Source organism: Psychroserpens algicola (assembly GCF_014526325.1).
Classification (GTDB): Bacteria; Bacteroidota; Bacteroidia; order Flavobacteriales; family Flavobacteriaceae; genus Psychroserpens; species Psychroserpens algicola.
Map to the genome: position 1 here is coordinate 163,345 of NZ_JACNMJ010000004.1, position 14,258 is coordinate 177,602.

The following is a 14,258-nucleotide window of genomic DNA, read 5'->3' on the forward strand; positions in this document are numbered from 1 at the left end:
TGTTAAGCGTTTAGTAATTTTCTTCTGCGTTTCATCCATAAAAAGACTACCATAGACAACACTCCAAAAATAGAGAATCCAATAAATAAAGGTAATACCGAAATTTTTACAAAACTTCCAATGTAGTTAGCAATAGGTACAGCCATAACTGTAGAAACAAAACCATTAATAGCTGCTCCAATGCCTGCAATATGTCCTAAGGGCTCCATGGCTAGTGATCTTAAATTTCCGAAGAGAAATCCAACAGCAAAAAACTGTAACAAGAAGAATGTTACTAAAACATGCACACTAGGATTGTTTCCTGTATGAAATAATACAACATACAGCACAGAAACTACAACATAGGCAATAGTTGCAAAATAGGCGATGTTAAATGAACCAAACCTAATCACTAGTCGGCTATTCGTAAACGTTGCAAACCCTACCGAAAATGCTGTACTTGCAAAAATATAAGGAAATAGTTCACCTAGTTGATATTGCTCCTGAAAGATTTGCTGCGAGGTACTTAAATAGACCATAAATGATCCAGTAATAAACCCTGAAACCAGAGTAAAGGCAACCGCTTCTTTGTGTTTTAAAAACTCAACGGTTCCTGTAATAAAAATGGAAGGTGAAAATTTTATACGGTTTTTAGCTTCTAAGGTTTCGGGTTGCCGTTTCCAAAACCAGAGCACGATTAAAAGTCCTATAATTAAATTGACATTAAAGATGGCTTTCCAATCAAAAAAATCTAAAAGTAATTGCCCAAAAGTAGGCGCAACAATAGGTACCAGAATAAAAAACATAACAATAATCGATAGAATCTTCGCCATAAAATCACCGCTATAGGTATCACGTGTCATGGCTATCGCTATGGTTCTTGGAGAGGAGAGTCCGATGCCTTGAAAAATCCGTCCTGCAATCATTACATTAAAGTTATCGGTAGTCACACAAACAATACTGGCAATGACAAAAATGGTAAATCCGAAGTAAACCATAGGTTTTCTTCCGAAGCTATCAGATAAAGGACCAAAAATCAATTGACCAAAACCTAGACCCAGAAAGATCATAGTGATCAGTTTTTGGTTATCACTTACTTTAAGCACGTTTAAATCCTGCCCAATTTCTGGTAAAGCTGGTAATAATGCATCAATTGAAAGCGCAACTATAGACATCAATGATGCCATGAGTACTACAAATTCAATTTTAAAGGTTGGTTTATTTTGCATTCGGCAAAGGTAATTCGATTCCTGAAATAGATAAGGTTACATGTTATAAAGTATTCTTAAAAGGGCATAAAAAAAACTCCTGTAAGACAGAAGTTTTTAACTGGGTTCTAATTGTTTATTTTTTTCGAGTATAGGTAATTTCCATCGTTTTAAATTCCTCTCCATTGGCATTCATATACATTTCAAATAGATGTTTATCATCTGTCATGTAAGTTAGTACCTGTCTTACTTTTAAGGCCTCGCCTGTCATTGGATCATCCATGATTCCAATAGTTGTTAGAATTTTTCCATCTTTATCTACATTGCCATCCATAATCATAATGCCACTTCCCATATTATCTATCCAAGTACTGATGAACATTTTTTTTGAGTTGTCATAACCAATTAGTCCCTGACCTTTAAAAGGTCTGCCCATCATTATTCCTTCATGTGTAGATTTTTGATACAGCCCATTCATAATCATCGTATTTGTAGTGCTCATTTTTGATGCTTGTGGTGGTTGTGACGCATCCATCCACATTTTTACATCACCTGTCCATTCACCATCAAATGTAGCCAGCCATTTGTGATGTTTTCCAGGAGTCATATGGTCTTGCCACGCTTTCATCTGTTCTTGTGTCTGAGAAAACCCATAACTACAAAACATTGCAATAGCTATTAATAAGAGTAATTTTTTCATGTTAATTGAATTAAAATTAATGCTATTAAAGATACAAATTTTAAAGCAAAACAGGAGCGCTGCTCAAATTTTAAATATTAATATGCGTTTTTTGACGCTCAAAGTATAGTTGACATGCTAACTTGATAATTATTGATTAACTTTATAACGACTTAATTTGCCAAATACTAATCACGCCCAAACCTAAAAATTAATATGCTCACAACGACATTAATCACTTTATTCACAAGAGATTTAAACAAGTTAAAACAAGAAGTTAATGCCTATCAAAATGAAGACCACCTTTGGATTACTACCGGAACCATAACCAATTCTGCAGGAAATTTATGTCTGCATCTCGTAGGTAACCTCAATCATTTTATAGGAGCAACTATTGGAAATACCGATTATATAAGACAGCGAGATTTAGAGTTTTCTCAAAAACATGTGCCTAGAGCTGAATTAATTAAGCAGGTAGATGACACTATTGCAGTGGTTGAATCTACATTGAAAAATTTGACAGCTGCCGATTTGCAAAAAGAATATAAACGTCGCGTTTTTGAAGACACGATGACAACCGAATACTTTCTGGTGCATTTGACGATGCATTTGGCGTATCATCTCGGACAAATAAATTATCACAGACGTTTATTAGATGTGTAGCTCATGATAACTTTTGATCATTTTAATATCAACTTGCTGCAAGCTCATGAAGGTGAAGCTTTCCATGATTTAATCAATTTGAATAGAGTACGACTCGAAGATTTTTTTGCAGGAACCGTTGCAAAGACACTAACCCTTGACGATACATTAAAGTATTGTGAAGAAATTCAAGAGCGTATTAAAGCTAAAAGCTATTTTCCGTATGTAATTACAGATACAAAAACCAATACATTTGTAGGTCTAGTCGACGTTAAAAATATCGATTGGAATGTCCCAAAAGCTGAGTTGGGTTATTTTATTGATACCAATTATTCAGGAAGAGGTATAACATCTAAGGCTGTTAGTATGGTGATTGAGGCGCTTATCGAAATCTATCAGTTTAAAAAACTATTATGTCGGGTCGGAAGTAAAAATCTTGGAAGTATCAATGTGGCTTTAAAAAATAAGTTTGAATTAGAAGGTACCATTCGTAACGATTACCGAACTACAAAAGGTGAAATCGTTGATTTGAATTATTACGGACGCATATTTTGACTAAAATGTTAAACCGCTATTAAATATGTCATCAAATTGCTGATGATGTGTAATTTTAAACAGTAAAAAATTAAACCATGAAACTTAAATCACCTATTCTCTTAGTATTGCTCACTTGTATGACTTTTTCATTAGTAGCGCAAGACTTAACTTTTGAAGAATATAATCCAACATCAACTCTGGTTGTTCCCGGAAAAATTATTAAACGTGCTAAGTTTCCTTTTATCGATGTACATGGTCATCAATACCAGATGCCAACTCAAGATTTAACTCCAGTTATAGCAGCTATGGATACTTTAAATATGGGAATCATGGTCAATTTAAGTGGAAGAACTGGAGATGATCTTATAAAATCGGTGGCTAATATTGACAAAAATTTCCCAAATCGTTTTGTAGTGTTTTGTAATATTAATTTTGAAGGCGCTGGAGCTGAAGGTTGGATAGAGCAGAAGGTAGCACAATTAAAAGTAGATGTGAAAAATGGGGCTCGCGGACTTAAAGTCTACAAGAGTTTAGGTTTACGGAATAAGGATGTTGACGGAAAACGTTTGGCAATTGATGATGCACGTTTAAATCCTATTTGGAAAACATGTGGTGAATTAGGTATTCCTGTATTGATTCACGCTGCAGATCCGAAGTCATTTTGGGATGACTTTGATGCCGATAATGAGCGATGGCTAGAATTAAAAACACATCCGAGACGTAAACGCGATGCTGATAATCCTGCGCCTTGGGAACAAATTATACAAGAGCAACACAATATGTTTAAAGCCCATCCCAATACGACTTTTATAAATGCTCATATGGGCTGGTATGCGAATAATCTCGGAAAATTAGGTGCTTTATTAGACGAGATGCCAAACATGAATGTTGGAATAGGAGCAATTATTGCTGAACTTGGTAGGCAGCCACGTTTTGCTAAAGCGTTTTTTATCAAATATCAGGATCGCATTCTCTTCGGAAAAGACAGTTGGAAACCAGAAGAATTTCCTACCTATTTTAGAGTCTTAGAAAGTGCGGATGAGTATTTTCCGTATCACAAAAAATACCATGCCTTCTGGCCTATGTATGGTTTAGATTTGCCAGATGAAGTGCTTAAAAAAGTATACTATAAAAATGCCTTACGCATTGTACCAGGTTTAGATAAAAATCAGTTTCCCGATTAATATTTCAAATTGTTATGCCAGTTTTATGATAAATAAGTAGATATTCTTTACTTAAAAACGTTAACAAATTATTTTTTAGAGCCTCTTTTTAGTTCAATTTAATCTATCTTTACTATTGAACTAAGAATTCCGTGTCTCGTGAAAAAATTAAGCCTACTACTACTTATTTTACTGTTTTTTGTTTCGTATGAAATATCTTCTCAAGAGCAATCTTCTACTGCAGTACAATCTCTTATTGAAAGTTATAAAAACGATCAGAGAGGACCATATTACCGAATCAAATGGTTTTGTGAAGATGGAACAGTAAGAGATGCTAAAGACCCATGTCCTGACAATATTGAAGGCATACAGCATGCTAGTTTTAAAGAGTCTGCCTTAAAACTTAGAAAAACTAATCATTTATTTTTTGGCGAAATATTAGCAAGTAATAAACCCTATGAGTTTTTAGATGCGTCTAATGATTACAGTAGGTTAAAACAATATCAAATCAATGCATATTTAGCAAGTGTTGATGATGGTTGGGTGTTAAGGAAAGCGCAGTATTATAGAGGAGCAATTCAAAGTGAAGACGAAGAAGCGTGGGGAAAAGCATTTTTTGAAGACATATTAAAAAATGATGATCTACTCCATTCAAACTATTATCTAATCCGTCAAGCCTTAAAGGATATTCCTCATAATGGAGATGACAACTTAGCACAGCTAATGAGAAGTCAGTCAAAAACGCTATCAGAAGCTATTCCTGGATTTATGGATGCCAGAATAAAAATCCATGGACAGCCACAAAAATCGGATATTCAATTGGTAAAATCATTTATGAATACTGAAAAGGATAACATTTCCGAAGCTAACAAAAAAGCGTTTTTAGAATTGATTGAGACTATGGAAACCTTTTATGCACCATTAAATTTCAGTGTATTAGAAGGTAATTTAGATAAGATGTCATTAACAAAAGACATTGATGAAAGTTTTGCCACATTAATAGCTTCATCAAAATTAGAATCATCTCCACAACAGTTAGTTTCTGATATAACGAATGTATTATATCATATTAGATTAGATATACATAAAATTAAAGGCAGTAAAACGCGCCTAAAATTACTGGATTTGTCTAATCGATTAGAGCAAAAGTTACTTATTGAGTCTCAAAACTGGGAGACTTCAAATTTAGCTGAAACACTCTATAAAATAAATACATTGGTATGTGTTTCTATGGGTTCAGGTTTAATAGAGCATTGGGAGTATAATGCTGTTGAGCACGTCATTAATGATAAAATTACTACTTCAGAAATTTCAATTACAGATTTAAATACGATTCTGGGAACTGCTCGAAGCGTCGTAGAATGGAGTGCATCTATGGCAAAAGCAAACTACCAAGAAACAGTTGATAGATATACAAAATTTGAACCTTTATCCTATGGCTTTATTGATGATAGGGTTAGAAGTAGTGTTGCTTTAAATCTCGGAAATACTGTTAGTCAGTTAGGTGCATTTGTAGCAAAGCTTTCAAATATTGAAAATAAAGTCATGACGATTGAAAAGCAAACTGCGATTAGAGGCTTAAACCCTGGTTATGCATTTGGAACGCTAATCGTTGTTGATGGAAATCCTGATGGTATAGAGGTCAATACCAACAACATCTATATTTTTGAAAAACCTCCAGCCGATTTAAAACCAGTAGCAGGTATCATGACTGTTTCTGAAGGGAATTTGGTCTCACACGTACAATTGTTAGCAAGAAACTTAGGAATTCCTAATGCTGCTTTGTCTTATGAAAACTTAAAAGATTTAAAAGCTTTTAGCGGTAAAAATGTGTTTTATGCAGTATCTAATAAAGGTAACGTCATATTGAAGTTAGAGAATGAGATGTTGCCTGCAGAAAGAGAATTGTTTAGTAAACAGGAGCGTAGCAAGAATATTGTTGAAGTTCCAACGTCTCAAATTAGATTAGACATAGATAAAGTTGTGAATATGCGAGATGTTAATGCTAATGATTCAGGAAAATTATGTGGACCTAAAGCTGCTAATTTAGGAGAGTTGAAAAGGATGTTTCCAGAACAAGTTGTTGAAGGGTTGATTATCCCATTTGGTATATTCAGGTCTCATATGAATCAGCAAATGCCTAATCAAAATCAGTCTTACTGGGATTACTTAAATCAGACATTTGCAGAAGCAAAGTCGATGAAAGATTCAGGTATATCTGAAGAAAACATAGAAAATTTTCAGTTGGAAGCTTTAGATAAACTACATAAGTCAATGTTGAAAATTAAACTTGATAATAGGTTTGTTCAAGATTTAAAAACACAATTCGATTCAGTTTTTGGCTCACCCATAGGGCATGTTCCAGTGTTTTTGAGAAGTGATACTAATATGGAAGATTTAAAAGAATTTACTGGTGCTGGTTTAAACTTAACCTTATTTAATATCAAAGAAGAGGATAAGATTATTGAGGGTATAAAACGTGTTTGGGCATCAGCTTATACTGAACGTAGTTTTAAGTGGAGACAGAAATTTTTGTCTAATCCAGAAAATGTATTTCCTTCAATACTAATTATTCCTAGTGTAGATGTAGATTATTCCGGAGTTATGATTACTAAGGGGATAAATTCTGGAAATGAAGAGGATTTAACTGTAGCCTTCAGTAGAGGAGCTGGTGGAGCAGTAGATGGTCAATCGGCAGAAACACGATTAATAACGTCTTCCTCAAATATGTTATTATCACCTGCAAGACAGCCAGACTATATTAGACTTCCAGTGTCTGGTGGTACTAAATCTCATGCCACAACGTTTGAGTCTCCTATACTGAATTCACAAAACATAGATGATATAAGAGCATTAGCAGCAGCTATCAGAAAACATATGAAATCCCATTCAGATTCGTACCAACAAGCTTATGATGTAGAATTCGGTTTTAAGGATGACAAGTTGTGGTTATTTCAGATACGTCCATTTGTTGAAAACAAACAAGCAAAAAGTTCAGAGTATTTGGCCTCAATATCTTCGCAAAGCGATTCGGAACAAATGGTATTATTAAAAACTAAATTATAATTATGAAAAAGATAAATAACATTGTTATAATCGTTCTGTTGGCTTTCGGATTTATGGCATTTTATCCTATTGATGGTTACGACACTACAGGGATTAAGCGCTTGTATCAATTGCGAAAATTTCAGATAGATTCCGTGCCTTATAAGAGAATTCCATCAGGAGCTTACAAAACTCTGGACGATATCAAATTGAATCTTATCTCTAGATCAGATAGTATTGATGAACTCTTAACTCTAGATGCAGATTTCACTAAAGATATGGGACGATTATTTCCAGGAACAGGTTATTCTGCAAGTATTATGGATATGACAAATCCTGAAAAATTACGCTATGCTGCTTTTAGAGAAAACACAGGGTATCAGCCTGGAAGTGTTGGAAAACTTGCTGTATTACTGGCTGTGATGAATCAAATGGCTAAGGTGTGTCCAGATTCATGGGAACAACGAAAGATGTATTTAAGGGATATAAAAGTAACATCGAGGTATTGGGGTTTAGGAGATCATCATACGATTCCTGTTTATGATATTGAAAAAGACAAATTAATCAAACGGAAAGTAGTTGCAACCGATGAGTTTTCATTATACGAATGGCTTGATCATATGGTTTCTGTTAGTAACAATGGTGCTGCAAGTATTATGTATAGGGAAGCAATGTTAATGGCTGCCTTTGGATCTGATTATGTCAATCTTACTGCAGATAAAGCTGAGCAGTATTTTAAAGATACACCAAGGGATTCACTAACTAATTTGGCACATACTGTCGTAAATGAGCCACTTCGTAAATTAGGTATTACAGAAGACGACTGGAGATTGGGCGGTATGTTTACCAGATCGGCAGATAAATATGTAGGAAGAAAAGGAGGTAGTATTGGGACTCCAAAAGGCTTGATGAAATTTTTGGTGCAGCTAGAACAAGGTAAAGTTGTAGATAGGGAATCTAGTTTAGAGATGAAACGTATCATGTATGCTACAGATCGTAGAATCAGGTATGCGAAATCTAGTAGATTAGACAGTGCAGCAGTATATTTTAAATCTGGGAGCTATTACAAATGTGATCGCGTTAAAAACCCAAATTGTAAAGATTATGCAGGCAATGTATTTAATTATATGAACTCTGTAATTATTGTTGAGCATCCTAATGATGTTAACTATATCGTGTGCTTGATGACCAATGTTTTAAACAAGAATTCTGCTGGTAATCATATGTATTTGGCTAGCAAGATTGATGATATTATAAATAAAGATAATAATACCATGAAAGAAGAGGTAAGAGAAGAAGAGTATAAAAATGACAACGAGGAATCTGATAATTAAGTAATAGCAGATAACTTTAAACTTTCAAGGGCATCAATAGCGAAGAATTTAACATCTTTATTTTGATGCTTTTTAAGTTTATTTAATAACGGTTTATACGTAGGATTATTTGAAGCTTTAATTAGTTCTATAACCACTAGTTTTATTTTTTTACCTCTATTTCTGATAAGCATTGCCAAGCAGACTTTTTCATTCATTATCTGTAACTCTAGTACTGAAGCATCTGACTCATTATTAGAAAGCACATAATGCTCTATAAGAGGTAATACAGACTGCTTAAGCTGACTTTGTAATAGATTGTCTAAAAATTCTAAAGCATTGATTCGCGCTTCTTTAATATCACTCAATAAGGCAGAGTAAGTAATTTCGATATCAGATTCTTCATAAACCAAACTCAATAAGTTAAAAATACAATGCAAACTAGTTTCCGATTGATCTTCCAGAACTTGAATAATTTGTTGTCTAGCTCCTAAAATCTCGTTTGAGTTTACAGAAGCATTTGTCTGAGTCATTTCAAGATTAATTGCATGTTGAAGCGAAGCGATGGCATCTAATGTTCGTTTATAATAGGCGCTCTCTTTAATAATTTTTTTACGAAGCAAGCGTTTGTTAAAATGTAATTTTGACTCATCATTTTTTAGTTTAGTTAAGGCTTTAGATGCAGCTAGTCTAATGATGATATCTTTACTGTTTAATAATTTTAGTAAGACATTAACTGCTTTTTGAGTGTTAAATGCACTAATAATTTTAGGAAGTTGGGACGCAATGTTATTATTAAAAGTATCTGTTTTTTCTAAGTTGATGATGTAATCAATGATCTTAACACCATAATTTTTTAGAGATTTTATACTAGCTTTTCGGTATGTTTTATCCAAAAGCAAATCAAACAAACGATCAATAAATAATTCGTTGGCTGTAATCCCAGCAGCTTTTATAGCATGCTTTTTAATGTAAGCATCATCATTATCTAAATGCGACATGATGAACCCATAATATTTTGTCATGCCTGACTCCGCAATGGTGATCAACAGTTCGGCTATTGATGTCTTTCTTTTGGTGCTTTCTGGATTTGAAGCTTGTGTGACACGATCTTCGATTCTATTGTACAAATCAAATTGGAGTGCAAGTTTTTGATTTGCAGGAGCCTCTTTTGCTAAACATAGTAATGCTGCATTAGATATATAGTCACTTTCATGATTTAAGTACGTATTAAAAAACTTGTGCTCATTTATTGATGAGTGATTTAAAATGTACTCTAGAGCTGTAAATACTAATTGATCATCATTAGAGTTTACGAGAGGTTCTACTTGATTTAAAGCAGTTCCTCTGTCATATATGTAGAATTGTTGTATTGCAGCAACTTTTATTTTATTAGAAGGATGGTTTAATAAACCAATAATACTCGGTTTTAAAGCATTTAACTTATTGGAATTTAAATATTCAAGTAAATTAAGAATCTGATATTCCTGACCATGATTTAAAATTTTACGCGCTGCTTTAAGAGTTGTTTCAAATTTGGGCTTAGCTGAATTTTCAGTGTTTTCTAGAGTACGTTGAATATTCGTTCTAAAGGAATTAAAATATGCTTCTCTCAATTTGTAGATAAGGATAATCCATATAAAAACAAACAATAGGATAATTATAGTGATATACGATGTACTTAGATTAAGTTTTCTGATGAGAAAGATTAGCATGAAACCCGCAATACCAGTTGCGATACTATCCACAGCAACATCAATATAAGACTTTGCCTGATTTTTTATGTGTAAAGGGATTGGCATAATTGACAATTCAACAGCTGCCTTGTTTAAGGATTGCTTAAAGCTTCCATCGAACCCCTTGATAATAATAAGTACCCATAATTCAGGGAACGTTAGAAATAACAAACTTCCCAAAGCAATTATAAAAGGTAAGATCAATAATGTAGATGCGACACCCAAACGGCTTAAAATGCGATTGGTTAGAAATAGTTGAATGCCCAATGCAACTACATTAAATGTCGAAAACCAAAACCCGAAAAAAGAAGCGAGATGATCAGGATCTGAAATGGCTTTATTTGCAAAATCACTAAATTGAAAATCTACTAATTTGGCAACAATAACACTAATTCCAGTGATGAGAGCTAAATAGGTAAGGTGTTTTGAATTTGAGATTAATCTGAATGAACTTGTTTCAATAGTATCTTCATTGTACTTCCTTTGAACTCTAATAAATGTATTTAATTTATGAACTCTTAGTTTCCATATAAGATGCATTAAAGGAATACAGCACAACACCAGTAAAGCAGCAAGTAAAATAACTTCTTTATTACCATAACTTGATACGATAAGACTAGTTAAGTAACCTCCAAAGACGCCTCCAGCTATAGCGCCAGCACCAATAAATCCGAAGACACGCTTTGCTTCTCTGGCATTAAAAACCATATTGGCGAGAACCCAGAATTGAGAGGTAGCCATAACAGCAAATAGCGAAACACCCAGATAGTATAGATATAATACCCAGTCATCTAAAAGAGAATATTGTAAGATAATACTAAGGCCTAAAAATGCCAGGCTAAAAAAGATTAGTGAAATTGCAGTTACCTTCTTAAGCGAGAATTTTTGAATTAATTTGTTATAAAAGTATGAAGCTATAACTGCAACTAAAGCCACAAGTAAATAACCATAAGGCAAATTGTCTGCACCTAATTGCGATAAGAATAAAGCATTAATTGTTGGCTTTACAATAAGTAGTACAGTAATGATTATAAATATATACAGTTGCATTAAAAAAGAGATGTATATTTCACCATCTCTTAATCCAAATGTTTTATTTATAAGGGTTTTTAGCAAGCTTTATTGTTTTGGAGATAATCGCGACTTTTTTAAAACTTTTTCAACAGGTACTACCAAATCTCTTATGATTTTTTCACCAAAGTCATTATCAATTAATGCGACAATAATATACTTCCGTTTAGGACCCCAAACCAAAGCAGAATCAGCATGCCAGTTTTTCCAAGATCCTGATTTTCTATAGATAGTGGCATTAGGAGCAATCTTATCTAATGTGTTTACAAATTTATGATGTAAAGCAGGATCTTTCATAATATCTAACATTTCCTTCGAGCGTTCAGTACTAACCAGGTTGCCCATAGCTAGCTGATAATAAAAACGGCACACTTGTTTGGCAGTGGCAGCGTGACTTAGACCTTTCATAGGTTCAGGGTAGCGTTTACCTCCAGCGGCATAACGTTTACCAACCCAAAGACCACCTCCTTCTTCTTCTTCATATAATCTATTTTGCGGAGACCTTAATACACTTTCGATTTTTTCATAACCTAAGCGATCAATCATTCTTGTAGAGGCCTGGTTGTTTGATTTACTTATCATTAGTCGTAAATCTTTTTTTACTTCTTTTGAATAAACCAATTCACCATTTTCAATGGCATCCATAGCTGCTAATAAGATAGCAATTTTAGGCAGGCTAGCTGCATACATCATATGATTGTCATTGATTCCAGCGTATTTATAATGACCTTCTGTGCTTAGATCAACGATACCAATTGACATCAAGTTTTTAGCTATTAAGCCTTTCCAAACTGGGTTAGCATTTATTTCAGATTCTAAAAGAAGCTGGAGTTCTTTATCTTGAATTTCTGATATGGTATCAATATCTTCAATATCCTTTAAGGGTAACGACTCTTGACTTACACCAAAATAGGAAACAAGAGCAAGTAAAAAAAAGATGCGATATTTTATTAATTTTTTCATTAAAAATTTAAGTTTCTATATTTTTAGAGCTTATCAAATATATACGACAAGATAAAGACTTTAGATGTAAATTAAGATCTTTATTAGTGTTTATGTTAGCTCTAAACGTTTATAATAATTTTGTAACTAGGTTTTACATATTAGAATAAATCCTCTAAGGATTTAGTCCATTTTTTTTACATTATCTCACGATCTTAACTATTAATATATCCGATTCAAAATTATCTAATAATATCATACCTAAGTGTTAATTTTCAACATGAGGATGAAATTGATTTATGTAGTGATTTCCGATGTTACAAAAGAATAGCTAACAAAATATGTTAAAAAATTAAAAACTTCACAATATTTATTTGCTTACAACGGAATATTCCCGTGCTTTCGTTTGGGAGTATCAACAACTTTATCTTCTAACATTGCAAAAGCCTTGATGAGTTTTCTACGTGTATCCTTCGGAAGAATAACTTCGTCAATAAATCCACGTTCGGCAGCACTGTAAGGATTGGCAAACAATTGTGCATATTCGGCTTCTTTTTCTTTCCATTTTGCCTCTTTGTCCTCCGCAGCTTTAATCTCTTTTTTGAAGATAATTTCCGCAGCACCTTTAGCACCCATTACCGCAATTTCGGCACTTGGCCAGGCAAAGTTCATATCGCTACCAATATGTTTTGAATTCATTACATCGTAAGCGCCTCCGTAGGCTTTTCGTGTAATGACAGTAACTCTAGGTACTGTTGCTTCGCTGAAGGCGTACAATAGTTTCGCGCCATGAACAATAATCCCATTCCATTCTTGATCGGTTCCTGGTAAAAAGCCCGGAACATCTTCTAATACAAGCAACGGAATATTAAAACAGTCGCAAAAACGAACAAAACGAGCTGCTTTTTTGGAGCTGTTAACATCTAAAACACCTGCTAAAAACATAGGTTGATTGGCTACAATTCCGATGCTTCTTCCGCCTAAACGCGCAAAACCGCAAATGATATTTTCGGCGTGATCTTTATGAATTTCATAAAACGAATCTTCATCAATAATACCTTTAATAACTTCATGCATATCGTAAGGTTTATTCGCATTATCGGGTACGATATCGGATAAGCTATCTCTAACTTCGTCTTCCAATTTATATGCTAATAATTCAGGCGATTCTGTATTATTTTGTGGTAAATAACTCAGCAAAGTCTTGACATCTTCTAAGCATTCTACATCATTTGATGAGGTTTTGTGAGCCACACCAGATTTAGTAGAATGTGTCCTGGCGCCACCAAGTTCTTCACTAGTAACTTCTTCATTGGTGACTGTTTTTACAACATTCGGACCTGTAACAAACATATAGCTGGTGTCTTCTACCATAATCGTAAAATCGGTCATAGCAGGCGAATAAACGGCACCTCCAGCACATGGTCCCATGATGGCTGAAATTTGCGGAATCACACCCGAAGCTTGTACATTGCGATAAAAAATATCGGCATAACCACCAAGCGAACGCACACCTTCCTGAATTCTGGCACCACCAGAATCGTTCAATCCAATCACAGGCGCACCAACTTTAACTGCCAAATCCATGATTTTACAAATCTTTTCAGCATGAGTTTCTGAAAGCGAACCTCCAAAAACGGTAAAATCCTGAGCAAAGACATACACGAGGCGTCCGTCAATTGTTCCGTAACCAGTCACGACACCATCGCCATAAAACTTCTGATTTTCCATACCAAAGTCTTTGGTTCTATGTGTTACCAAGGCGCCAATTTCTTCAAATGATTGGTCGTCTAAAAGATACATGACGCGTTCTCTAGCAGTGAGTTTTTTCTTTTGGTGTTGTTTGTCAATTCTCGCTTGTCCGCCACCTAAGTAGGCCTGTTCTAGTTTGTCGTTTAGCGTTTTAATTTTTGAATCCATACGTTGTTTTCGGATTTTATGAT

At 34.2% G+C, this 14,258-nt stretch carries 10 protein-coding genes; 5 read left to right on the forward strand and 5 right to left on the reverse strand.

The genetic code is table 11. The annotated features are described in order from the left end of the window. Positions 1-2 precede the first annotated feature (2 nt). Complete coding sequence (locus H7350_RS10455; RefSeq protein ID WP_204345857.1) at positions 3-1,208, reverse strand: multidrug effflux MFS transporter; 1,206 nt, start codon at positions 1,206-1,208, stop codon at positions 3-5. Between the two features lie 115 nt (positions 1,209-1,323). Then, on the reverse strand, positions 1,324-1,887 hold the full coding sequence (locus tag H7350_RS10460) for a DUF1579 domain-containing protein (RefSeq protein ID WP_204345858.1): 564 nt from the start codon (positions 1,885-1,887) through the stop codon (positions 1,324-1,326). Positions 1,888-2,082: 195 nt separating this feature from the next. On the opposite strand from H7350_RS10460, the gene H7350_RS10465 reads away from it, so the two are divergent. From H7350_RS10465 to H7350_RS10485, 5 genes are all read left to right on the forward strand, one after another. Next, positions 2,083-2,529, forward strand: a complete 447-nt coding sequence (locus H7350_RS10465) for a DinB family protein (protein WP_204345859.1) — start codon at positions 2,083-2,085, stop codon at positions 2,527-2,529. A gap of 3 nt (positions 2,530-2,532) precedes the next feature. Continuing rightward, entirely contained in the window at positions 2,533-3,063 is a 531-nt protein-coding gene (locus H7350_RS10470; RefSeq protein ID WP_235989329.1) for a GNAT family N-acetyltransferase, read from the forward strand. A 77-nt stretch (positions 3,064-3,140) separates the two neighbouring features. Then, a complete protein-coding gene (locus H7350_RS10475) occupies positions 3,141-4,229 on the forward strand; it encodes an amidohydrolase family protein (protein ID WP_204345860.1) in 1,089 nt (362 codons plus the stop codon). Between the two features lie 138 nt (positions 4,230-4,367). Then, positions 4,368-7,274: a PEP/pyruvate-binding domain-containing protein gene (locus tag H7350_RS10480; protein WP_204345861.1), complete on the forward strand. Its 2,907-nt coding sequence runs from the start codon at positions 4,368-4,370 to the stop codon at positions 7,272-7,274. A gap of 2 nt (positions 7,275-7,276) precedes the next feature. Further along, the gene (locus H7350_RS10485) at positions 7,277-8,587 is read left to right on the forward strand and encodes a serine hydrolase (RefSeq protein WP_204345862.1); all 1,311 of its coding nucleotides are present in this window, start codon (positions 7,277-7,279) and stop codon (positions 8,585-8,587) included. Here H7350_RS10485 and H7350_RS10490 read toward each other — a convergent pair. From H7350_RS10490 to H7350_RS10500, 3 genes are all read right to left on the reverse strand, one after another. Further along, the gene (locus tag H7350_RS10490) at positions 8,584-11,418 is read right to left on the reverse strand and encodes an Npt1/Npt2 family nucleotide transporter (protein ID WP_204345863.1); all 2,835 of its coding nucleotides are present in this window, start codon (positions 11,416-11,418) and stop codon (positions 8,584-8,586) included. The genes H7350_RS10485 and H7350_RS10490 overlap by 4 nt on opposite strands. A 3-nt stretch (positions 11,419-11,421) precedes the next feature. Beyond that, on the reverse strand, positions 11,422-12,336 hold the full coding sequence (locus tag H7350_RS10495) for a serine hydrolase (RefSeq protein WP_204345864.1): 915 nt from the start codon (positions 12,334-12,336) through the stop codon (positions 11,422-11,424). A gap of 357 nt (positions 12,337-12,693) precedes the next feature. After that, positions 12,694-14,235 (reverse strand): acyl-CoA carboxylase subunit beta, encoded by a 1,542-nt coding sequence (locus tag H7350_RS10500; protein WP_204345865.1) that lies wholly within the window; start codon positions 14,233-14,235, stop codon positions 12,694-12,696. Positions 14,236-14,258 lie beyond the last annotated feature (23 nt).